20 protein-coding genes and 1 riboswitch are annotated in these 20,849 nt (G+C 68.2%); of the genes, 15 read left to right on the top strand and 5 right to left on the bottom strand.

What is annotated here, in order from left to right; translation table 11 throughout:
• Window positions 1-46 precede the first annotated feature (46 nt).
• The 3 genes from AB4Y75_RS09715 (at window position 47) to AB4Y75_RS09705 (ending at window position 4,528) form a co-directional block, all read left to right on the top strand.
• A complete protein-coding gene (locus AB4Y75_RS09715) occupies window positions 47-1,525 on the top strand; it encodes an amino acid permease (protein ID WP_441435658.1) in 1,479 nt (492 codons plus the stop codon).
• A 50-nt stretch (window positions 1,526-1,575) separates the two neighbouring features.
• Window positions 1,576-3,276 (top strand): flavin monoamine oxidase family protein, encoded by a 1,701-nt coding sequence (locus AB4Y75_RS09710; RefSeq protein ID WP_441435657.1) that lies wholly within the window; start codon window positions 1,576-1,578, stop codon window positions 3,274-3,276.
• Window positions 3,277-3,430: 154 nt separating this feature from the next.
• Window positions 3,431-4,528 carry a type IV toxin-antitoxin system AbiEi family antitoxin domain-containing protein gene (locus AB4Y75_RS09705; protein WP_441435656.1) on the top strand — a complete coding sequence of 366 codons (1,098 nt, stop codon included), beginning with the start codon at window positions 3,431-3,433 and terminating at the stop codon, window positions 4,526-4,528.
• Between the two features lie 99 nt (window positions 4,529-4,627).
• On the opposite strand, the gene purU is transcribed toward AB4Y75_RS09705, so the two are convergent.
• Window positions 4,628-5,482 carry a formyltetrahydrofolate deformylase gene (purU, locus tag AB4Y75_RS09700; RefSeq protein ID WP_441435655.1) on the bottom strand — a complete coding sequence of 285 codons (855 nt, stop codon included), beginning with the start codon at window positions 5,480-5,482 and terminating at the stop codon, window positions 4,628-4,630.
• Between the two features lie 30 nt (window positions 5,483-5,512).
• Window positions 5,513-5,598, top strand: a riboswitch (ZMP/ZTP riboswitch).
• Window positions 5,599-5,722: 124 nt separating this feature from the next.
• On the opposite strand from purU, the gene glyA reads away from it, so the two are divergent.
• Window positions 5,723-7,012, top strand: coding sequence for a serine hydroxymethyltransferase (glyA, locus tag AB4Y75_RS09695; RefSeq protein ID WP_441435654.1), 1,290 nt, complete (start codon window positions 5,723-5,725; stop codon window positions 7,010-7,012).
• Between the two features lie 11 nt (window positions 7,013-7,023).
• Entirely contained in the window at window positions 7,024-7,926 is a 903-nt protein-coding gene (locus tag AB4Y75_RS09690; RefSeq protein WP_441435653.1) for a bifunctional methylenetetrahydrofolate dehydrogenase/methenyltetrahydrofolate cyclohydrolase, read from the top strand.
• 88 nt (window positions 7,927-8,014) lie between these two features.
• Here the strand turns inward: AB4Y75_RS09690 and AB4Y75_RS09685 are convergent, their stop codons facing one another.
• Window positions 8,015-9,079, bottom strand: a complete 1,065-nt coding sequence (locus AB4Y75_RS09685) for a DUF5937 family protein (protein WP_441435652.1) — start codon at window positions 9,077-9,079, stop codon at window positions 8,015-8,017.
• A gap of 79 nt (window positions 9,080-9,158) precedes the next feature.
• On the opposite strand from AB4Y75_RS09685, the gene AB4Y75_RS09680 reads away from it, so the two are divergent.
• The 10 genes from AB4Y75_RS09680 (at window position 9,159) to AB4Y75_RS09635 (ending at window position 17,163) form a co-directional block, all read left to right on the top strand.
• Window positions 9,159-9,518, top strand: a complete 360-nt coding sequence (locus AB4Y75_RS09680; protein ID WP_441435651.1) for a cupin domain-containing protein — start codon at window positions 9,159-9,161, stop codon at window positions 9,516-9,518.
• A 76-nt stretch (window positions 9,519-9,594) separates the two neighbouring features.
• The gene (locus tag AB4Y75_RS09675; RefSeq protein WP_441435650.1) at window positions 9,595-9,888 is read left to right on the top strand and encodes a DUF4287 domain-containing protein; all 294 of its coding nucleotides are present in this window, start codon (window positions 9,595-9,597) and stop codon (window positions 9,886-9,888) included.
• 75 nt (window positions 9,889-9,963) lie between these two features.
• The gene (locus tag AB4Y75_RS09670; RefSeq protein ID WP_441435649.1) at window positions 9,964-11,262 is read left to right on the top strand and encodes a sensor histidine kinase; all 1,299 of its coding nucleotides are present in this window, start codon (window positions 9,964-9,966) and stop codon (window positions 11,260-11,262) included.
• Complete coding sequence (locus AB4Y75_RS09665) at window positions 11,262-11,957, top strand: response regulator (RefSeq protein ID WP_441435648.1); 696 nt, start codon at window positions 11,262-11,264, stop codon at window positions 11,955-11,957. Before AB4Y75_RS09670 ends, AB4Y75_RS09665 begins: the two co-directional genes overlap by 1 nt.
• 393 nt (window positions 11,958-12,350) lie before the next feature.
• The gene (locus AB4Y75_RS09660; RefSeq protein ID WP_441435647.1) at window positions 12,351-12,620 is read left to right on the top strand and encodes an SHOCT domain-containing protein; all 270 of its coding nucleotides are present in this window, start codon (window positions 12,351-12,353) and stop codon (window positions 12,618-12,620) included.
• A 403-nt stretch (window positions 12,621-13,023) separates the two neighbouring features.
• Window positions 13,024-13,590 carry a hypothetical protein gene (locus tag AB4Y75_RS09655; protein ID WP_441435646.1) on the top strand — a complete coding sequence of 189 codons (567 nt, stop codon included), beginning with the start codon at window positions 13,024-13,026 and terminating at the stop codon, window positions 13,588-13,590.
• 16 nt (window positions 13,591-13,606) lie between these two features.
• A complete protein-coding gene (locus AB4Y75_RS09650; RefSeq protein ID WP_441435645.1) occupies window positions 13,607-14,419 on the top strand; it encodes an exodeoxyribonuclease III in 813 nt (270 codons plus the stop codon).
• A 42-nt stretch (window positions 14,420-14,461) separates the two neighbouring features.
• A complete protein-coding gene (trpS, locus tag AB4Y75_RS09645) occupies window positions 14,462-15,526 on the top strand; it encodes a tryptophan--tRNA ligase (protein WP_441435644.1) in 1,065 nt (354 codons plus the stop codon).
• Between the two features lie 4 nt (window positions 15,527-15,530).
• Complete coding sequence (locus tag AB4Y75_RS09640; RefSeq protein WP_441435643.1) at window positions 15,531-16,118, top strand: 2'-5' RNA ligase family protein; 588 nt, start codon at window positions 15,531-15,533, stop codon at window positions 16,116-16,118.
• A complete protein-coding gene (locus tag AB4Y75_RS09635) occupies window positions 16,096-17,163 on the top strand; it encodes a YihY/virulence factor BrkB family protein (RefSeq protein ID WP_441435781.1) in 1,068 nt (355 codons plus the stop codon). The genes AB4Y75_RS09640 and AB4Y75_RS09635 overlap by 23 nt, the downstream gene beginning before the upstream one ends.
• A gap of 44 nt (window positions 17,164-17,207) precedes the next feature.
• On the opposite strand, the gene AB4Y75_RS09630 is transcribed toward AB4Y75_RS09635, so the two are convergent.
• From AB4Y75_RS09630 to sdhA, 3 genes are all read right to left on the bottom strand, one after another.
• A complete protein-coding gene (locus tag AB4Y75_RS09630; RefSeq protein ID WP_441435642.1) occupies window positions 17,208-17,972 on the bottom strand; it encodes an alpha/beta hydrolase family protein in 765 nt (254 codons plus the stop codon).
• Window positions 17,973-18,246: 274 nt separating this feature from the next.
• Entirely contained in the window at window positions 18,247-19,029 is a 783-nt protein-coding gene (locus AB4Y75_RS09625; protein WP_441435641.1) for a succinate dehydrogenase iron-sulfur subunit, read from the bottom strand.
• Window positions 19,029-20,816: a succinate dehydrogenase flavoprotein subunit gene (sdhA, locus tag AB4Y75_RS09620; RefSeq protein WP_441435640.1), complete on the bottom strand. Its 1,788-nt coding sequence runs from the start codon at window positions 20,814-20,816 to the stop codon at window positions 19,029-19,031. Before sdhA ends, AB4Y75_RS09625 begins: the two co-directional genes overlap by 1 nt.
• Window positions 20,817-20,849: the final 33 nt, after the last annotated feature.

The raw sequence follows: 20,849 nt of genomic DNA, 5'->3' as shown, positions 1-20,849 counted from the left end.
CCCGGCAAGGACGCCGGGCGGCCGCCCAAGACGCAAGGAACTCCCCATGACCACAACACCCAAGACGCTGCCAGGCGCGACGCCGAGTCTCGGCCGGCAGCTCGTCCGACGCAAGTCCATCGCCCAGATGGAACGCGACGCCCGGAACAACTCCGGGCACGGAAGCCTGAAGCGGAACTTCGGCGTCCTGCAGCTGACCATGATCAGCGTCGGCGCCACGCTCGGCACGGGCATCCTGGTCATCCTCGGCGACGCCGTGCCGATCGCCGGCCCCGCCATCTGGCTCTCCTTCGTGGTGGCGGGCTTCGCCGCGCTGCTCTCCGCGGTCTCCTACGCCGAAATGGCGGGTATGGTCCCCGTGGCCGGTTCCAGCTACTCCTACTCCTACGCCACGATGGGCGAGGGCATGGCCTGGATCTGTGGCTGGTGCCTGGTCCTGGAATACGCCGTCTCCGTGGCCGCCGTCGCCGTGGGCGCAGGTCAGTACGTGAATGAGACCATCGCCGTGTTCGGGATCCAGCTGCCGGACGCCATCTCGCAGCCCCCGGGCGGCGGTGGCCTGGTCAATCTCCCGGCTCTCATCATCGTCCTCCTGGCCACCGTGCTCCTGGTGCGCGGTGCCAAGGAGAGTGCCCTGGTGAACACCATCATCGTGTTCGCCAAGGTCGCCATCCTGATCTTCTTCTGCATCGTCGCCTTCACGGCCTTCAACGCCGGAAACTTCGAGCCCCTCCTGCCCATGGGCGCCGCCGGCATGAGCGCCGCGGCCTCCAAGGTCTTCTTCTCCTACATCGGCTTCGACGCCGCCTCCACCGCCGGTGAAGAGGCCCGCAACCCCAAGCGCGATCTGCCCCGGGCGATCCTGCTGTCCATGCTGATCGTCACCACGGTGTACGTCCTGGTGGCCGTGGCCGCCATCGGCGCACGGAACTGGCAGTGGTTCGACGGCGTCGAGGCGCCTCTGGTGCAGATCATCAACGAGATCACCCACCAGCCCTGGATCGCCCTGGTCTTCGCAGTCACCTCCGTGCTGGCGATCGTCTCCGTGGTCCTCACGGTGCTGTACGGCCAGACGCGTATCCTGCTGACCATGTCCCGCGACGGTCTGGTGCCCAAGGTGTTCGGCGAGGTCTCGCCCCGCACCCACACGCCGGTCAAGGGCACCTGGATCGTCGGCGTCGTCGTCGCGCTGACCGCCGCCTTCATCCCGCTCGGGGCGCTCGCGGACGCCACCAGCATCGGCACCCTGTTCGCGTTCGCCCTGGTCAACGTCGCCGTGATCTACCTGCGCGTGACCAAGCCGGGCAAGGCCCGCAGCTTCCGTGTGCCGCTGTACCCGGTGGTGCCCGTCCTCGGCGCCCTGGCCTGTCTGTTCCTCATGGCGAACCTGGACGGCATGACCTGGCTGGTGTTCGGCGCCTGGATGCTGGTGGGCATCGTCCTCTACCTCGCGTACGGCCGCCGGAACTCCCGCGTGGGCGGTCTGGACGACCAGGCCTACCTGCTCAGCCACCAGGACGACTGAGTCCGTCCCTCCACTTCACCCGCAGCACACGAAACACAAGGCAAGGACCCATGGAACCCACCGCCCTTCCCTCCCCGTCCGAGGGGACCGCACCCATCACCATGCTGAACCCGGACTTCCCCTTCAGCTACGACCTCTACCTGCAGAACCCCGCGGGCCTGGGCGGCGTCCCCGAGGAGCTGTACGGCGCCGAGGTGGCCGTGGTGGGCGCCGGTCTGTCCGGCCTCGTGACCGCGTACGAACTCATGAAGCTCGGTCTGAAGCCCGTGGTGTATGAGGCGGACCGCATCGGCGGCCGCCTCCGCACCGCCAGCTTCCCGAGCGCCCCGGAGGTGACCGCGGACCTCGGCGGCATGCGCTTCCCGGTCTCCAGCAAGGCGCTGTACCACTACATCGACCTGCTGGGCCTGGAGACGGAGGACTTCCCCAACCCGCTCGCTCCGGTCACGTCGAGCACCGTGATCGAGCTCAAGGGCCGGAAGTACTACGCCGAGAAGTCCGAGGACCTTCCGGAGTTCTTCCACGAGGTCGCCGCCGCGTGGAAGGCGTGCATGGAGGAGGATGCGCGTTTCACCGAGATGCAGAACGCGCTCAAGGCCCGTGACACGGCGAAGATCAAGGAGATCTGGGACGAGCTCCTGGAGGAGCTGGACGAGGAGACGTTCTACGGCTTCATCGCCAAGAGCCGGGCCTTCAAGGAAGCCGGTTACGCGCACCGCGAGGCGTTCGGTCAGGTCGGTTTCGGCACCGGCGGCTGGGACACCGATTTCCCCAATTCCATCCTCGAGATCCTGCGCGTCGTCTACACCGATGCGGATGACCACCACCGCGGTGTGGTGGGCGGCGCGGCCCGCATCCCGGAGGCGCTGTGGAACCACGCGCCGTCGGACCTCAAGCACTGGCCCGCCGGCACGTCCCTGGCCAGCCTGCACGGCGGAGCCCCGCGTGGCGCGGTGGCGAAGATCGCCCGCGTGAAGGACGACGACGGCGCTCCCACCTCCCGTATCGCGGTCACCGAGCGCTGGGGCCGGGAGAACGAGTACGCGGCCGTGGTGACCACGTGCCAGTCGTGGCTCCTGTCCACGCGGATCCACACCGAGGAGGCACTGTTCCCGGCGGAGATGTGGACCGCGATCGAGCGCTCCCACTACATGCAGTCCTCCAAGACCTTCGTCATGGTGGACCGGCCGTTCTGGAAGGACCGCAACCCGGAGACGGGCGAGGAGGTCATGTCGATGACCCTCACCGACCGCTTGACGCGTGGCACCTACCTGCTGGACAACGGCCCCGACAAGCCCGCCGTCATCCTGCTCTCCTACACCTGGAACGATGACGCCCTGAAGTGGCTGAGCCTCGACGGCGAGCAGCGTGCGGACCTCATGATCCACTCCCTGGAGCAGATCTACCCGGGCGTGGACATCCGCAGCCACGTGATCGGCACGCCCATCACGGTGTCCTGGGAGTCCGACCCCAACTTCATGGGCGCGTTCAAGGCGAACCTGCCGGGCCACTACCGGTACCAGGAGCGCCTGTACACGCACTTCGACCAGGCTTCCCTGGACGAGGCGCACCGCGGGATCTTCCTGGCCGGCGACGACGTGTCCTGGACGGCCGGCTGGGCCGAGGGTGCCGTGACCACGGGCCTGAACGCCGTGTGGGGCGTGGTGAAGCATCTGGGCGGCGCCTCCGCCGAGACCAACCCCGGCCCGGGCGAGTTCCTGGCGGAGTACGGCCCCAAGCGCCTGGCCTGATTCGGGCTGCTAGCGTTCCGGTGCCCTGATTTCTTCTCGGTGCGGCAATATCCGCACCGAGAAGAAATCAGGGCACCTTTTTCGTGGCAAGCCGTTGTCCACATGGTGTGTTTAGAAGGATCCCGGCCTCAGTTACGATGCCAGACTCCGATCCATGAGCAGCCCGCTTCCGTACCTCATCCGCGCGTCTGACGTCGCCGTCCACGGTATCGGCGTCGTCGAACTCGCTCGCCGCGCCAGGCAGGGCCGCCTTCACCGGATTCGACGTGGCTTCTACGTCGCCCGGGACGAATGGGAGCGTGCTTCGTCGGACGTGCGGCACGAACTGTTCCTGCGCATCGCGTGTGAAACGACGTCGTACGCCTTCCCGCTCTATGGTCTCAGCGGTGCCTTCATGCTGGGCCTGCCTCTGCGTGAGCGTCCGACGGCGGCCCATCTGGCGGGAGTCGCGACCAACGGTGGAAGGTCGCAACCTGGGATGATCCGGCACGAGCCCGATGGCCGCAATCGACAGGTCCTCGGAATCAAGGGCCTACCCTGCTCGGGCCCGGTCCATGCTGCGCTCGACGTCGCGATCGGTGAGAGTTTCGAGTGGGCCGTCGCCGTCATGGACCGGGTGCTGAACACGAAGCGTCTCGACGGCGAGCTGGTCATGGGCGACTGGAACGCTCTCGATCGCTGTCAGGTCGGTCCCTTCGCTCCGGCGCGGAGACCGCAGGGATGGATGCTGCCGGAAGAACTGACTTCGACGGACCCTCAACCGGCATTCGTTCCTCCGGCGAGGGACCGCGCGCAGATGGAGCGTGCCGTATCGCAAATCCGGAGCGGTGCCCGCAGGACGCGTCTCGAAACGATCCTGGATTTCGCCGACGGTAACGCGATGCTTCCCGGCGAGTCACTGAGCCGGGTCATGATGCATCGCCTCGGATTCCCGCGACCGGTCCTTCAGCAGGAGTTCCGTGACCGTGCGGGCCTGATCGGATACACGGATTTCTGGTGGAAGCCCTGGCGCGTGGTCGGGGAGTTCGACGGTACCGCGAAGTACCTGAAACCTGAGTACCTGACGGGCCGTACGCCGTCGGAGGTCGTCATCGCCGAAAAACGACGTGAGGACCGGTTGAGGCGACTCGGTCTGATGGTGGTTCGCTGGACCTGGGCGGACGTCACGGCTCCGGGCAGACTGGCCGATCTCCTACGGGAAGCCGGGCTTCCTGTCACGCAGGTACGCCAGTGGAGCCTGCCCGAGACGTGAGTTCCGCCGAATCGGTGCCCCGGTTTCTTTTCGGTGCGGCAATATCCGCACCGAAAAGAAACCGGGGCACCGAAACGGGCGGCTCAGCCCGGCAAAGCCCTAGTTGAACACCACGGTCCGGGTGCCGTCGAGGAGGACCCGGTGCTCCGCGTGCCACTGGACGGCCTGGGCCAGGGTGCGACCCTCCACGTCCCGGCCCATCTGCACGAACTCCTCAGCGGTGCGGGCGTGGCTGACGCGGATCACCTCCTGCTCGATGATCGGGCCCTCGTCCAGATCGGCCGTCACATAGTGGGCCGTGGCGCCGATCAGCTTCACGCCCCGCTTGTGCGCCTGGTGGTACGGCTTGGCGCCCTTGAAGGACGGAAGGAAGGAGTGGTGGATGTTGATGGCCTGGCCTTCGAGCTCCCGGCAGAGATCGTTGGAGAGGATCTGCATGTAGCGGGCCAGGACGGTCAGCTCGATCTCCTCGTCCTCGATGATCTCCAGCAGCTTCCGTTCGGCCTCGGCCTTGGTGTCCGGGGTGACCGGGATGTGGTGGAACGGGATGCCGTAGAACTCGGCCAGCGGGGCCAGGTCCGTGTGGTTGGAGACGATCGCCGGGATCTCGATGGGGAGCGTCCCGGAGCGGTGTAGGAAGAGCAGATCGTTGAGGCAGTGGGCCGCCGTCGAGCACAGCACGAGCGTGCGCACCTTCTGCCCGGCGGGGTGGACGGCCCAGCGCATCCCGAAAGCGTCCGCCACCGGGGCGATCGCCGCACGGAGCGCTTCGGCCGCCGCCGACGTCGTCACCTCCACCCGCATGAAGAACGTGCCGGTGGTGACGCTTCCATACTGCTGCGAGTCGGCGATGTTGCATCCGACCGTGAGGAGGGCACCGGAGACGGCATGCACGATGCCGGGACGGTCGGGGCAGGAGAGGGTCAGCGTGTATGACGTAGGCGCTTCAATCACAAGGCTAAGGATATCCGCCGTGCGGTACGCTAGTGCCGTCGCAACTGGCGTCGGATGGGTCACCATCAGGGAGCGGCACAGTCGAAGACCACGGATCGTCCGCCTGGGCCGAGGGTCACGTTTTCCTACGCGTCGCAGCGTGGATCCTTGGCCTGCACTCTCAGCGGTGCGCCGGGGGACCATGCGACGGCGCCAGGAGCCTGACCTGCAATCACCTCCACGTATCGCCAGGAGTATTCCGTGACCTCTGTATCCGCGCAGGAATCCGTCAGCAACCTTCCGCTGGCTGAAGTCGACCCTGAAATCGCCGCCGTCCTCGAGCGTGAGCTGGACCGCCAGCGCACCTACCTCGAGATGATCGCGTCCGAGAACTTCGTCCCCGTCTCCGTGCTCCAGTCCCAGGGCTCGGTGCTGACCAACAAGTACGCCGAGGGTTACCCGGGCCGCCGCTACTACGGCGGCTGTGAAGAGGTCGACGTCGCGGAGTCGCTGGCCATCGAACGCGCCAAGGCCCTGTTCGGCGCCGAGTTCGCCAACGTCCAGCCGCACTCCGGCGCCACGGCCAACGCCGCCGTCCTGCACGCGATCGCCCGCCCCGGCGACACCCTGCTGGGCCTCTCCCTGGACCACGGCGGCCACCTGACCCACGGCATGAAGATCAACTTCTCCGGCCGTCTCTTCAACATCGTGGCGTACGGCGTGGACCCCGAGACCTCCCTGGTCGACATGGAAGAGGTCCGCCGCCTGGCTCTGGAGCACAAGCCCAAGGTGATCATCGCCGGCTGGTCCGCCTACCCGCGTCAGCTGGACTTCGCCGCCTTCCGCGCCATCGCGGACGAGGTCGGCGCCTACCTCTGGGTGGACATGGCCCACTTCGCCGGCCTGGTGGCCGCGGGCGTGCACCCGAACCCGGTCCCGCACGCCCATGTGGTCTCCTCCACCGTGCACAAGACCATCGGCGGCCCGCGCTCCGGCTTCATCCTGACCAACGACGCCGATCTGGCCAAGAAGATCAACTCGGCCGTCTTCCCGGGTCAGCAGGGCGGCCCGCTCATGCACGTGATCGCCGCGAAGGCCACCGCCTTCAAGATCGCTGGCACCGCTGAGTTCAAGGACCGCCAGGAGCGCACCCTGCGAGGCGCCGCCATCCTGGCCGAGCGCCTCACCCGTCAGGACGTCAAGGACGCCGGCATCGCCGTCCGCTCCGGCGGCACCGATGTGCACCTGGTCCTGGTGGACCTGCGTGACGCCGCCATCGACGGCAAGCAGGCCGAGGATCTCCTGCACGAGGCTCACATCACCGTGAACCGCAACGCCGTCCCGAACGACCCGCGCCCGCCGATGGTCACCTCCGGTCTGCGCATCGGCACCTCCGCCCTGGCCACCCGTGGCTTCGGCGATGCCGAGTTCACCGAGGTCGCCGACGTGATCGCCCTCGCCCTGCTGCCGGGTGCCGACATCGACGCCCTGCGTGCCCGCGTGGACGTGCTGGCCTCCGCCTTCCCGCTGTACCCGGGTCTGGCCCAGTGACGGAGCAGTCCGTGAACCGCCGCTCCGCGTCGGCGAAGATCCTGGACGGCAAGAAGGCCGCCGCCGACATCAAGCAGGAACTGACCGAACGCGTCGCCGCGCTCAAGGAGCGCGGCGTGGTCCCGGGCATCGCCACCGTGCTGGTGGGCGCCGATCCGGCGTCCCAGCTGTACGTGTCGATGAAGCACAAGCAGTCCAAGGCGATCGGGATGAACTCGATCCAGAAGGAGCTGCCGGCGGACGCCACTCAGGAGCAGGTCGAGGCTCTCATCGACGAACTGAATGCGGACCCGGGCTGCCATGGGTACATCGTCCAGCTCCCGCTGCCGAAGCATCTGGACACGGACGCGATCCTGGAACGGATCGATCCGGCCAAGGATGCGGACGGCCTGCACCCCACGAATCTGGGGCGCCTGGTCCTGAACGTGAACAACCCCATCGACACCCCGCTCCCGTGCACCCCGCGTGGCGTGATCGAGCTGCTTCTGCGGAACGATTACGACCTCAAGGGCAAGCACGTGGTGGTGGTGGGCCGTGGTGTCACGATCGGCCGTTCCATCGGGCTCCTGCTGACCCGTCGCGAGATCAACGCCACCGTGACGCTGACTCACACGGGCACCACGAACATGTCGGAACTGCTGCGTCAGGCCGATGTGATCGTGGGCGCCGCCGGTGTGCGGCACATCGTCAAGGCGGAGGACGTCAAGCCGGGGGCGGCGCTGCTGGACGTGGGTGTGACCCGCGAGACCGATCCGGAGACCGGCAAGAGCCGCGTCTACGGTGACATCGACCCCGCCGCCGCCGAGGTGGCCGGGTGGATCTCCCCGAATCCGGGCGGTGTCGGCCCCATGACGGTGGCCCTGCTCATGACCAATGTGGTGGAGGCGGCGGAGCGCGCGGCAGCGCGCGCCTGAGCCCTCCCCGCGGGGTCTCCCCGCACGCGCGACGGCGCCGGATCCCTTCGTGGGGTCCGGCGCCGTCGTGTTTCCCGGCCGCAGTTTTTCAGGCGTCGCGGCGGGCTTGGCGTCCCAGGTGGTCAGTCAGGGTCGCGGGGGCCCGCTCCACGGGACCCGCGGGACCGGCCGTGAACAGCAGCGCGTCGCCCAGGGCGGTCCGCTGGTGTTCGACGGCGGCGCCCCGTCGTGTGCTGCTCAGCAGCCCGGCGTCGCGCAGGGCTGCGAGGTGGTGGACCGCCGTCGACGGCGCTATTCCGCACAGGCGTGCTACATCGCTGGTGTTCCGCGCGCCGTCGAGAACGCTGAGCACCGCGGCCCGTCCCGATCCCAGCAGGCGGGCGAGCGCCTGTCCGTCGGTCGGGGCGCCCGAGCGGTGCCATTCCGGGGAGAGCCCGAGCACCGGGTAGAACACGGTGGGCTGGACGGGAGCCTCCGTCAGGACCGAACACCAGGGGCTGGACAGCACGGACGGTGCCAGGAGCAGCCCGTGGCCACGGCAGTCCACCTCCTCCTGCCAGGCGTTCATCCGCACCCGCACTTCCCCCGGTCGCCAGGAGACCCGTTCGTGGAGGCCGACGACCATCGCCCCCGCGCCGTGCCCGGCCATGACGCCCGTCCGGTGGGCGATGTCCGCGAGGAGGAGCCGCCGGATCTGCGGCCATTGCGGTGCCAGGACGGCATCCCAGACGGCCGACCAGGCTTCGGCGATGCGGCCCAGTGCCAGGGCCGGACGCTCCGCCATCCGCTCCACGGTGGCGTGACGGGATCCCTCGGCGAGACGGAGGACCTTGCGCAGCTGATACGACGCCAGGTCAGGGGGAGTGGCGCGCAGCGTCGCGAGCTCTTCGGCCGGGGTGAGGTCGGGGCCCGGTGTGCCGGTGAGGAAATCGGGGAAGTAACCCTGCGGAGCGATCAGGAGTGATAAGAGTGCGAAGGCCTCCTGGGGCACGGACCGGCGCGCCTCGCGAAGCCAGCCCCAGTGGAGTGGGCGGGACTGGGCGGTCTGGATCAGCCGGATCGCGGCGGCGAGTTCGTGGCCCGGAGAGATGCCGAAGCGCAGGGTCGCCACGTCCTCCAGGCTGAGCCGGAACGTCACGATGTTTCGATCCATATCGAAAGGTTAGCGGCACGGTGAAGGCTGGGCGAGAGTGAAGGCACACCGCCGGACGGCGGAACCCGAGGAGGAACAGATGGATGCGGAAAGTGTGGTGCTGCTGGAACCGGGCAGCCTGGCGCTTCCGGGTGGCACGGCGGAACGGTTCGAGGGCGGCGACTTCGGAGTGGGGCTCTCCTACTTTCTGGTCCGCACCCCGCCGGGCAAGGGGCCGGCCGTGCACCGGCACCCTTACGCCGAGACCTGGTTGGCGCTGGAAGGCGAGGCGACGTTCCACCTCGACGGCGGGGAGCTCCTCGCCGGACCGGGGACCACGGTGATCGTCCCGGCCGGAGCGTGGCATGGTTTCACCAATCGGGGCGCCGTGCCGCTGTTGATGGTCTGCCTGCATGATTCGCCGCGGATCCTCCAGGAGTTCAGGGAACAGGACGGGTAGCCCGGCCGGGCTCCGGTACCAGGCCGCCGCGGTGAACTGCCCGGCGGGACACGACGACCACGATGAAGGACACGACATGTCATTTCAGGCATATCTCGACGCGATCGAGGAGAAGACGGGAAAGACCCCACGCCGGCTCGTGGAGGAGGCTGAGGCCAAGGGGTTCGGGGAGCCGGGGGTGAAGGCCGGGGTCATCCTCGAGTGGCTGAAGGACGAATACGGCCTCGGCCGCGGGCACGGCATGGCCCTGGTCCACGTCATCAAGAACGGACCCACCATCAGCGACAAACACGTGGGCAGCGAGGGTTCTCATGCCGACGCGTCCACGGAACTGTGGCTGGACGGCAAGGCGAACAAGCCGCAGCCGTGACGACTGCCGCCGCGGCTTTCCACATACTCCACCTGGGGGACGCGGTGGCCTCCCGCGGCGTCTAGGCTCGGGACCATGAACAGCACACGACGACGCCGGATCGTCCAGCTCGGCATCCCGTGCGCCGTCGCGGTGATCCAGCTGTTCGGCACCGTGGCCATGGCGCATTGGCGGGGCTTGGAGCTGCCACCCGTGACGGTGCTGTTCCTCCTGCTGGGGCCGGCGGCACTGCTGTTCATGCATCTCAGGCCGGCCCAGGTCCTGGCCTTTCAGGTGGTGCTCGCGGCAGGTTATGTCCTGCTGGCTCTGCCGTGGGGACCGGTGTTCCTGGCTTTCATCGTCGCTTTGTTCAACGCTTCCCTGAGGGGCAGACGGTGGCAGTCCTGGAGCGTGGTCGGACTCGTGGCGACGCTGGCGGTCCTTCAGGAAACGGGGTGGTTCCCGGTGCGGGAGCCCCTGTGGACTCCGCCCTGGGCGGCCGCCTCGCCCTGGGCCGGGGCGCCTGCGCTGGCCGGGGCCACCGCATGGCTGGCGGTCCTCGTGCTGTTGGGGGAGGCGGGCCGTCGCCGTCGCCTGAGGCTGGCCGAACTGAGGGAGCAGCGCAAGGCGCGGGAACAGGCGGAGCGGGATGAATACCGTCTTGCGCTGGCCCGGGACATCCACGATGTGGTGGGCCATTCGCTGTCCCTGATCAACGTGCAGGCCTCCGTCGCGTTGCACCTGGGGGAGAAGGATCCGGCCCGGCTGACCGAGGCGCTGCAGAACATCAAGGACGCCAGCAAGGATTCGCTGGCCGAAGTGCGGGACCTCCTGGATGTCCTGCGGGATCAAGGTCTCAGAGAGCCGGGGGATCCGGAGAACCACACGGAAGAAGGCGGCGCCGGCGGACCCTCGCCGACGGCGCCCCGCACCCCGCCGGTCCGGCACCGGAACCTGGCCGAGGTGGCCGCTCTGGTGGAGGAGACCCGTGCCGCGGGTCTCAGGGTGGAGCTCGACCCTCCGGACGGACTGGTCGCCTGGCAGGCCACCGCGTCGCGCCTGGTCCCCGCTGTGCAGGACGCGCTGTTCAGGGCGGTGCAGGAGGGCCTGAGCAATGTCCGCAGGCACGCCACGGTTCCGGAAGCCGTCCTGGCCCTCGGTTCGACCGCCGACGAGGTGTGGTTCCGGCTGGTCAGCCAGGCGGACCCGGCACGTGGCGAGGTCCGGGAAGGGCACGGCCTCCGGGGCATGCGGGAGAGGCTGGCCGCATGCGGCGGGAGCGTGGTCGTGGCCGTGGGACGCGGCGAATTCCACCTCGACGTGAGAGCCCCCCGGGACGCACCCACGACCCGGGCGGGGAATGGCGGACGATCTCCCGACGGGAAGGGACTCTGATGGACAGCGGACAGGACGACGGACAGCACGACGGCGGGCCGGTGCGGGTGGCGCTCGCCGATGATCAGGGCCTCATCCGTGCCGGATTCCGCGCGCTGATCGAAGCGGAGGAGGGCCTGGAGATCGTGGGCGAGGCGGCCACCGGACGTGAGGCGGTGGCGGTAGCCCGGAGGTCGCACCCGGATGTGATGCTGATGGACATCCGCATGCCCGACGGTGACGGGCTGGAGGCCACCCGGGACATCGCCCGCCTCGGGCCGGTGCCCCGCATCATCATCCTCACCACGTTCGGGCTGGACGAGTACATCGTGGAGGCCATCCGCGCCGGCGCGGCGGGCTTTCTCGTCAAGGACACCGAACCGGCCGAGCTGCTGCGGGCCATCCGTGCCGTCCACGACGGAGACGCCCTCCTCTCGCCACCGGTCACCCGCCAGGTCATGAACCTGCTCAAGGGCCAGGGACGGTCCTCGGCGCCCCGGAGCCTGGCGGAGATCACCGAACGCGAGCGGGAGGTGCTGGCCCTCGTGGGGGAAGGACTGAACAATGCCGAGATCGCTGAGCGGTTGTACATCACGCCATTGACCGCGAAGACCCACGTCTCGCGGATCATGGGCAAGCTCGGCTGCCGTGACCGGGCCCAGCTGGTCGTGGCGGCTTATGAATCCGGGCTGGTCAGACCCGGCTGGACTCCGTGAGGCCGGGCTCCCACTGCCGTGACCTTCCGAGCGCACGGATACCAGCGCCCGGATTCTGAAACGCCCGGATTCTGAAACGCCTGGATTCTGAAGCGCCGGCCGCGCGCCCGAGTGCCGATGCGCGCCGGGTATCCCGGGCCGGATGCGCCCGTGCGCCCGAGTGCTGACGTGTAGCCGGATCCCGGCGGAGTCCAGGGGCATGGCACCGCCTGGCACGTCGCTCGCTCCTGGCGGTCCCGTGTGCTCCTGGCGCGTACTCTCCCGGGAGTAGGGCCCGAGGCGAAGTGCTTCCCCCGGGCAGACGCGGCGGAGCCGCGATCCGCGAAGGATGGAATCAGGCCGGAACACCGGCTCGTCACAGCCGTCGACGACGGTTTCACGAAAGGTTCCATCATGTTCAGCACAGCACTCCTGGCGGCCCCGGCCATCGCCGCTCACGGCATGTGGGCCGGGGGCTTCTTTCCCTGGTTCCTCATCTTCCCGTTCTTCTGGTTCGTCCTGCTCTTCGTCGGCATCTTCTTCTTCGCCCGCCGGCGGCGTCACTGGGCCGGACAGGCGGGCCGGATGGGGGCGGAGTCGGTCCTCCGCGAACGGTACGCCCGCGGCGAGATCGACGAGAGCGAATACCGCCAGCGCCTGGAAGTCCTCCGCGCCAACTCCTGATCCGGTCGGGTGTCAGGAGCCACCTCCTATTGAGTCCACTGGCGAGGCTGAGTCCGCTGGTGAGGGGGCGAGACCGCTACATCTGTTAGCGGACTCACCCCCTCACCAGCGGACTCAGCCGGGTCGAGCCTCTCACCCCGGCTCGGACCCACCCTTGGCTGAACTCGCCTGCAAGGGGCCGAACCCGCTACCCCGGGTAGCGAGCTCGGCCCTTTGAGTGGGGCGGGACAGCGACCCCGGCCCTCAGAATGGGGCAGGACAGCGAGGGCGGCGGTCTGGGAGGCCGCGCGACCCCGGCCCTTCGGCCGACAGCAACCGCGGCCACACCGACGTTCCCGCACTCCTCCGTTCGCCCGGCGGGAACATGGCCGGGCGGACCCTCCGCTTGAGGGAGAATGGAATCATGCGATCTCTTGGACCCGAAGACACCCAGTCCGGCGCCGGCACGCGCTTCAGCGCGGCCAAGGCCAGCACCTTCAGGATCGGCGGACTCGGCATGTCCGTCCTGGTCCTCGCCTTCCTGGTGGCCGTGATCTTCGCCGCGAACCAGAACAGCGTGGTGGGCTGGTTCGTGGCCGTCATCTCGCTCGGCTGGCTCCTCCTCGCCGCATTCGTCGTGTTCAGCATCCAGCGCGCCACCAAGCGGGCCGCGGCGAAGCTGAGCGAAGCGAGCAACGCCTTCAACGCGGCGGCCGGCCGTGCGCCGTCGTCGTCCTCGGAGAGCACCCGGCTGGTGGCGCAGGACGGGGAGTCCGGTCGCATGCGGGACATGAAGCTGGACCACTCCTTCAAGATCGTCCAGGTGCAGGCGCGCGTGATCGAGGAAGAGCTCGCGAAGGGTGCCGAAAGCGATCAGGACACGGTGTCCCGCGCACTGGAGACCATCACCATCACCGCCGCCAACGCACGCGACATGATCAAGTCCGGCGGCACCACCGAGGCGCCTGTGACGGGCACCGTCATCGACTAGAGTTACGAGGGTGAACGTGGCTGAGAAGGACTATCTGCGCATTGCGACCGTCAACGTCAACGGCATCCGGGCCGCCTACCGCAAGGGTATGGCCGAATGGCTCGCCGGGCGGGACGTGGACATCCTCACACTCCAGGAGGTCCGCGCGCCCGACGACGTGGTCTTCGATCTGATCGGCGAAGGCTGGCACATCCTGCACGCCGAGGCGGAAGCCAAGGGCCGGGCGGGCGTCGCGCTGGTGTCCCGGGAGAAGCCGCTCGACACGCGCGTCGGCATCGGAGACGACTACTTCGCCACCACGGGCCGCTGGGTGGAAGCCGACTTCGGGCTCCCCAACGGTGAGAAGCTCACTGTCGTCAGTGCCTATGTGCACTCCGGTGAGGTCGACACCCCCAAGCAGGTGGACAAGTACCGCTTCCTCGACACGATGATCACCCGCCTCCCGGAAATGGCCGCCGCGAGCGACCACGTCCTGATCACGGGTGACCTGAACGTGGGGCACACCGAGCTGGACATCAAGAACTGGCGCGGCAACACCAAGCGCGCAGGCTTCCTGCCGGAGGAACGCGCCTACTTCGACCGCTTCTTCGGTGAGGAGATCGGGTACAAGGACGTGGCACGCGAGCTGGCCGGCCCGGTGGACGGCCCGTACACCTGGTGGTCGCAGCGCGGTCAGGCGTTCGACAATGACACGGGTTGGCGTATCGACTATCACATGGCCACCCCCGCCCTCGCCGCCCGTGCGCGGCAGGCCGTGGTGGACCGCGCAGCCAGCTACGACACCCGTTTCTCCGACCACGCACCCCTGGTGGTCGACTACAGCCTCTGAGAGGCAGCGCCCCGGGGTGACCCGGGCGTTCCCAAGGACACCATGAGCCACAACACCATCACCGAAGAAGATCTCCTCACCCTCCAGAACGACCGCAGGCCCCGCGTCCTCTCCGGGATGCAGCCGTCCGCGGACTCGCTGCACCTGGGCAACTACCTGGGCGCCCTGGTGAACTGGGTCAAGGCCCAGGAGGATTACGACACCTTCTATTTCATCCCGGACATGCACGCGATCACCGTGCCCCAGGATCCGGCCGAGCTGGCCGAGCGCACCCGTCGCACCGCGGCGCAGTACATCGCCGGCGGCATCGACGTCGAGAAGTCGACGCTCTTCGTGCAGTCCCACGTGCCGGAGCACGCGCAGCTGGCCTGGGTCATGATGTGCATCACCGGCTTCGGCGAGGCGTCCCGGATGACGCAGTTCAAGGACAAGTCGGCGAAGGGCGGCCTGGATTCGGCCGGCGTCGGCCTGTTCACCTACCCCATGCTGATGGCCGCGGACATCCTGCTGTATTTGCCGGACGCCGTGCCCGTGGGGGATGACCAGAAGCAGCACGTGGAACTGGCCCGCGACCTGGCCCAGCGCTTCAACCACCGCTTCGGCGAGACGTTCCGCCTACCCAAGGCGCTGATCCGCAAGGACGGCGCCCGGATCTACGATCTGCAGGCGCCCACGTCCAAGATGTCCAAGTCCGCGTCGAGCCCCAACGGCCTGATCAACATCCTGGACGACCCGAAGGTCATCGCCAAGCGCATCAAGTCCGCGGTGACGGACGCGGGCACGGAGATCTCCTTCGACCGCCAGGAGAAGCCGGGCGTCAGCAATCTGCTCGAGATCCTCTCCACCGTCAGCGACACCCCGGTGGAGCAGCTGGTGGAGGAGTTCCAGGGCAAGATGTACGGCCACCTCAAGGTCGCCGTCGCGGACGCCGTGGTCGAGCGCCTGGAACCCATCCGGGGCCGCACGCTGGAACTGCTGGAAGACCCGGCGGAACTCGACCGCCTTCTGGCCCACGGGGCGGAGAAGGCGCGCGCCGTGGCGGCGCCGGTGCTCGCGGACGTCTACCAGAAGGTGGGTTTCCTGGCTCCTGCAGGACAGGCAGACTGAACCCATGTGCCAGGAGCCGAACGCCGGGGGCGGCGTCGCTCAGCAGGGGGAGATCCCCGCTGAGGTGACGCAGCCCTGCGTCGGCGTCATCATCGGCTTCCCGGAGGAGATCGCGTCCGAGCTTCAGGTGTGGCGCGCCTCCTTCGGCGATCCCATGGCCTCCCACGTCCCGGCGCACATCACGCTGGTGACGACCACTCCCGCCGCCGACTGGCCGAGCGCCCTGGAACACGTGCGCTCGGTCGCCACGGACACTGACCCGTTCACCATCACCCTCAGCGGGACGGGGTCCTTCCGGCCCGTCTCCCCGGTGGTGTACCTGAACGTGGTGGACGGCTTCGACGACTGCGTGCAGCTGCATGAAGCCCTTCAGGCCGGCCCGCTGGACCGCGAACCGGCCTTCCCCTACCACCCGCACGTCACGGTGGCCCATGACGTGGGGGAGAGCAGTCTGACCGATGCGGAGGAGGCTTTGTCCTCCTACGCCGCCACCATCACGGTGGACCGCATCGGAGTGTACGAGCACGTCGACAATGGATTCTGGAAACTACGAGAGGAAGTTCCTCTTGGTGGGACACCGAAAGCGCGCTGAGGCGCCCGAGACACGGCCCGAACCCTTGCCGGAGGACCCGGTGGGGGAGGATGTCTCGCCTCTTGACCGGGCGGGTCTCCGCCGTGAGGAACGACGACGACGCGACGCCCTCTGGCGCGGATTCAGCCAGGGGCAGGGGACGCCCGCCTTCCTCGGGGCTTTCTTCGCCTGGCTGGCGGCCCTGAGTGCCACCTGGCTTCCCCTGAGGGTCTGGGGCAACTTCCAGGCCCGCAACGGCTCGCTCGTGGCGGGAGGCGTGGCCTTCCGCATGTTCTTCTCGATCGGCGCACTGACCGTGGCGGGTTTCGGCATCGGCGGCCTGCTCCTCAACGGCCACCCGGGGTTCCGGGACGATCTCCTGAACACGGCGGCCAAGGCCCTTCCCGGAGTCCTCAAGCGCGGCGACGGCCCGGGTCTCATTGATCCGCAGGGCTTCCTGGACCCGGGCGGCCTCAGCTGGACCGTGGCGCTGTCCCTGGTGGTGGCGTTGTTCAGCTCGCTCGGCTGGATCGGCGGCACCCGGGAAGGCATGCGTCAGGTGGCCGTACAGCCCCCGCTGAAGGAGAACTTCGTCGTCGCGAGGCTCCTGGACCTGGCCACCCTGCTCCTGATGGCTCTGGCCCTCCTGCTCAGCGTCGGCATCACGGTCCTCTCCAGCGATCTGCTGGGTCACCTGCTGGCGGGCACTCCGTTCGAGCAGGTGGTGCGGATCCCGTTCCTGGCGATCGCCGCGGGCCTCCTCCTGAACGGGTGCACGGCGGCGCTGCTCATGCGCCTGGGAGCCAGGCTCCGTTTCCCGCGCAGGCCGTTCCTGGAGGGCGTCGCGATCTGTGCGGTCATCCTCACGCTCATGCAGGCCCTGAGCAGCGAACTGCTCGGCATGGCCACCAAGAATCCGGTGATGGCGTCCTTCGGGATCGTGGTCGGTGTCCTGATCTGGCTGAATCTCCTCAGCATGGTGCTGCTGCTGTGCACCTCCTGGACGACCGTGCGCGCCGCGGACCTGGAAGCCGCGGCGGACGGACAGGCCCGAGACGAGGCCTGAGGCGTGGCACGCCCCGCCCCCAGGGCAGGGGCTCGGCCTGGGAATCAGGCGCTGAGGTACTGCTCGGCCCAGGCTGAGATGATCCGGGCCACGCGCGCCGCCTGACCCTTGCCGGTGAGGAGGTGCTCCGTGCCCTCCAGCGAGACGAAGCTGCGCGGGTGGCGTGCCGTCTGGAAGATGGCGCTGGCGTTGTCGATCCCCACGGTGTTGTCGGTGGGGGAGTGGAGCACCATGAGGGGCCGGTGCAGACCCCTGATGCATTCCCGCAGATCGGCTTGCTGGACGTCCTCCACGAAGTGCCGGCGGATCTCCCGGCGACGGCCGCCGAGGTCCACCTCCGCGCTGCCGGTGGCCAGGATGGTGTCGACCTCGGAGTCGAACATGTGCTCCACATGGCGCGGCTCGTAGGGTGCCGCGACCGTCGCGACGGCGGCCACGTCGGGGAGTGACGAAGCCGCGGCGAGAACCGCGGCGCCGCCGAATGAATGGCCCACCAGCAGGCGGGCAGGCTTACCCTCGCCGCTCAGGAATTCGGCCGCCTTGACCGTGTCGGCCACCTTGACGCTGAAGGACCCGTCCGACCAGTCCCCGGCGGAGTCGCCCAGCCCGAGGTTGTCGAAACGCAGCATCCCCACGCCCTGCTCGGCGAGGCCCTTGCAGATCCGTGAGGCCGACGGGCTGTCCTTGCCCAGCGTCAGCCCGTGGGAGAAGAGACCCCAGCCGCGGACCGGTCCGTCCGGGACGTCCAGGATGCCGGCCAGGCGCGCGCCCGTGCTGCCGTCGAAGCTGACCTTGAGGGTGGTGGGCATCGGGCCGCCTTTCATCTGTCGTAGCCCTCAGAAGCGTACCGGGCCGCGGTCTCCCACGCTGGATGTGAAGCTCCGACGGGTGTTGCTGCTCGCGAGACGCCAGTTGGGCACAGTCCGGAGCCGCCCGACTGTGCCCAACTGGCGTCTCGCGAGCACGAGGGGGGGAGCTCACCCCGCCGCGCACGACGGCGGCGGGGAAACGCATCGGCGCCGCTCACCGGGKGGTGAGCGGCGCCGATGCGGAGCAGCGAATCGTCGTCGGCTGACGCTGGGATCAGATGTTGCGGGAGAGGATCGCCTGCTTGACCTCGGCGATCGCCTGCGTGATCTGGATGCCACGCGGGCAGGCCTCGGAGCAGTTGAAGGTGGTGCGGCAGCGCCACACGCCTTCCTTGTCGTTGAGGATCTCCAGGCGCATGTCACCGGCGTCATCACGGGAATCGAAGATGAAGCGGTGGGCGTTCACGATCGCGGCCGGGCCGAAGTACTGGCCGTCGGTCCAGAACACCGGGCAGCTCGAGGTGCAGGCGGCGCAGAGGATGCACTTGGTGGTGTCATCGAAGCGCTGACGGTCCTCGGGGGACTGCAGGCGTTCCTTGGTCGGCTCGTGACCGCCCGGGATGAGGAACGGCATGACCTCGCGGTAGGACTGGAAGAACGGCTCCATGTCCACGATGAGGTCCTTCTCCACCGGAAGACCCTTGATGGGCTCCACGGTGATGGGCTTGGACGTGTCCAGGTCCTTCAGCAGGGTCTTGCAGGCCAGGCGGTTGCGTCCGTTGATGCGCATGGCATCGGAGCCGCACACGCCGTGGGCGCAGGAGCGGCGGAACGACAGCGAGCCGTCGTGGTCCCACTTGACCTTGTGGAGAGCGTCCAGCACACGGTCGGTGCCGTACATGGTCAGCGTGAAGTCATCCCAGTACGCCTCTTCCGAGACCTCCGGGTTGTAGCGACGGACGCGCAGCGTGATGTCGAAGGACGGGATCTCCCCGCCGCCTCCGGCACTCGCCGGCAGCTCCACCTTGGATGCGGGTTCAGCGGTTGCGGCAGTCATCAGTACTTACGCTCCATCGGCTCGTAACGGGTGAAGATCACCGGCTTGGTGTCCAGACGGATGCCGGCGACGTGTTCGGCGGACGACTCGGAGTCCTTGTAAGCCATGGAGTGCTTCATGAACTTGGCGTCGTCACGGTCGGGGAAGTCCTCGCGGTAGTGACCGCCACGGGACTCTTCACGGTGCAGGGCCGCCACGGTCATGACCTTGGCGAGCTCCAGCAGGAAGCCGAGCTCCACGGCCTCGAGGAGGTCCAGGTTGAAGCGCTTGCCCTTGTCCTGGATGGAGATGTTCTTGTACCGCTCCTCGAAGGAGGCGATGTCCTTGAGCACCTGGTTCAGGGTCTCAGCGGAACGGAACACCTGCATGTTGGCGTCCATGGTGTCCTGCAGTTCCTTGCGGATCGCAGCCACACGCTCGGTGCCGTCGGCGTTGCGGACGGAGTCCAGCAGGCCGATGGTGAAGTCCTCGGCGTTCTCCGGGAGCTCCACGAAGTCGGCCGTCTTGGAGTACTCCGCCGCGGCCACACCGGCGCGCTTGCCGAACACGTTGATGTCCAGCAGGGAGTTGGTGCCGAGGCGGTTGGAGCCGTGCACGGACACACAGGCCACCTCGCCGGCGGCGAACAGACCCGGGATGACCGTGTCGTTGTCCTGCAGGACCTCGGTGGCGATGTTGGTCGGGATGCCGCCCATGGCGTAGTGCGCCGTGGGGAACACCGGGACGGGCTCGGTGTACGGTTCCACGCCCAGGTAGGTGCGGGCGAACTCGGTGATGTCCGGGAGCTTGGCGTCGATGTGCGCCGGCTCCAGGTGCGTCAGGTCGAGCAGCACGTAGTCCTTGTTCGGGCCGCAGCCGCGGCCCTCACGGACCTCGTTGGCCATGGAACGGGCCACGATGTCGCGGGGCGCCAGGTCCTTGATGGTGGGGGCGTAGCGCTCCATGAAGCGCTCACCCTCGGAGTTGCGCAGGATGGCGCCTTCACCGCGGGCGGCCTCGGAGAGAAGGATGCCCAGACCGGCCAGGCCGGTCGGATGGAACTGGAAGAACTCCATGTCCTCCAGCGGGATGCCGCGGCGGAAGGCGATGCCCATGCCGTCACCGGTGAGGGTGTGGGCGTTGGACGTGGTCTTGAAGACCTTGCCGGCGCCGCCGGAGGCGAACACCACGCTCTTGGCCTGGAAGACGTGCAGTTCGCCGGTCGCGAGGTCGTAGGAGACCACGCCGGCCACGCGCTTCTGCTTGTACGGGGTGCCGTCCTCACGCGTCGCGTCTTCCTCGACGGTCAGCAGGTCCAGGACGTAGTACTCGTTGTAGAACTCCACGTTGTGCTTGACGCAGTTCTGGTAGAGCGTCTGCAGGATCATGTGACCGGTGCGGTCCGCGGCGTAGCAGGCGCGGCGCACGGGCGCCTTGCCGTGGTCACGGGTGTGACCGCCGAAGCGGCGCTGGTCGATCCGGCCCTCGGGCGTGCGGTTGAACGGCAGACCCATCTTCTCGAGGTCGAGCACGGCGTCGATGGCTTCCTTCGCCATGACCTCCGCGGCGTCCTGATCCACCAGGTAGTCACCGCCCTTGACGGTGTCGAAGGTGTGCCACTCCCAGTTGTCCTCTTCGACATTGGCGAGTGCTGCGCACATGCCGCCCTGGGCGGCGCCCGTGTGGGAGCGGGTGGGGTAGAGCTTGGTCAGCACGGCCGTGCGGGCACGCTGGCCAGCTTCGATCGCTGCGCGCATTCCGGCGCCACCGGCGCCGATGATCACAACATCGTACTTGTGGACCTGCATTCTCAGATGCCTTCTCTCTTCCAGGAAAATCTT

The organism is Arthrobacter sp. RAF14 (assembly GCF_052114185.1).
Taxonomy (GTDB): domain Bacteria; phylum Actinomycetota; class Actinomycetes; order Actinomycetales; family Micrococcaceae; genus Arthrobacter_E.
Note: the sequence above shows the minus strand (reverse complement) of the source record. Positions and strands in the feature narration are given on the sequence as shown.

Excerpts from the sequence above, each read along its gene's own strand:
- AB4Y75_RS09715 (WP_441435658.1), top strand. The coding sequence starts at position 47 with ATGACCACAACACCCAAGACGCTGCCAGGCGCGACGCCGAGTCTCGGC.
- AB4Y75_RS09710 (WP_441435657.1), top strand. The coding sequence starts at position 1,576 with ATGGAACCCACCGCCCTTCCCTCCCCGTCCGAGGGGACCGCACCCATC.
- AB4Y75_RS09705 (WP_441435656.1), top strand. The coding sequence starts at position 3,431 with ATGAGCAGCCCGCTTCCGTACCTCATCCGCGCGTCTGACGTCGCCGTC.
- AB4Y75_RS09685 (WP_441435652.1), bottom strand. The coding sequence starts at position 9,079 with ATGGATCGAAACATCGTGACGTTCCGGCTCAGCCTGGAGGACGTGGCG.
- AB4Y75_RS09680 (WP_441435651.1), top strand. The coding sequence starts at position 9,159 with ATGGATGCGGAAAGTGTGGTGCTGCTGGAACCGGGCAGCCTGGCGCTT.
- AB4Y75_RS09675 (WP_441435650.1), top strand. The coding sequence starts at position 9,595 with ATGTCATTTCAGGCATATCTCGACGCGATCGAGGAGAAGACGGGAAAG.
- AB4Y75_RS09670 (WP_441435649.1), top strand. The coding sequence starts at position 9,964 with ATGAACAGCACACGACGACGCCGGATCGTCCAGCTCGGCATCCCGTGC.
- AB4Y75_RS09665 (WP_441435648.1), top strand. The coding sequence starts at position 11,262 with ATGGACAGCGGACAGGACGACGGACAGCACGACGGCGGGCCGGTGCGG.
- AB4Y75_RS09660 (WP_441435647.1), top strand. The coding sequence starts at position 12,351 with ATGTTCAGCACAGCACTCCTGGCGGCCCCGGCCATCGCCGCTCACGGC.
- AB4Y75_RS09655 (WP_441435646.1), top strand. The coding sequence starts at position 13,024 with ATGCGATCTCTTGGACCCGAAGACACCCAGTCCGGCGCCGGCACGCGC.
- trpS (WP_441435644.1), top strand. The coding sequence starts at position 14,462 with ATGAGCCACAACACCATCACCGAAGAAGATCTCCTCACCCTCCAGAAC.
- AB4Y75_RS09640 (WP_441435643.1), top strand. The coding sequence starts at position 15,531 with ATGTGCCAGGAGCCGAACGCCGGGGGCGGCGTCGCTCAGCAGGGGGAG.
- AB4Y75_RS09630 (WP_441435642.1), bottom strand. The coding sequence starts at position 17,972 with ATGCCCACCACCCTCAAGGTCAGCTTCGACGGCAGCACGGGCGCGCGC.
- AB4Y75_RS09625 (WP_441435641.1), bottom strand. The coding sequence starts at position 19,029 with ATGACTGCCGCAACCGCTGAACCCGCATCCAAGGTGGAGCTGCCGGCG.
- sdhA (WP_441435640.1), bottom strand. The coding sequence starts at position 20,816 with ATGCAGGTCCACAAGTACGATGTTGTGATCATCGGCGCCGGTGGCGCC.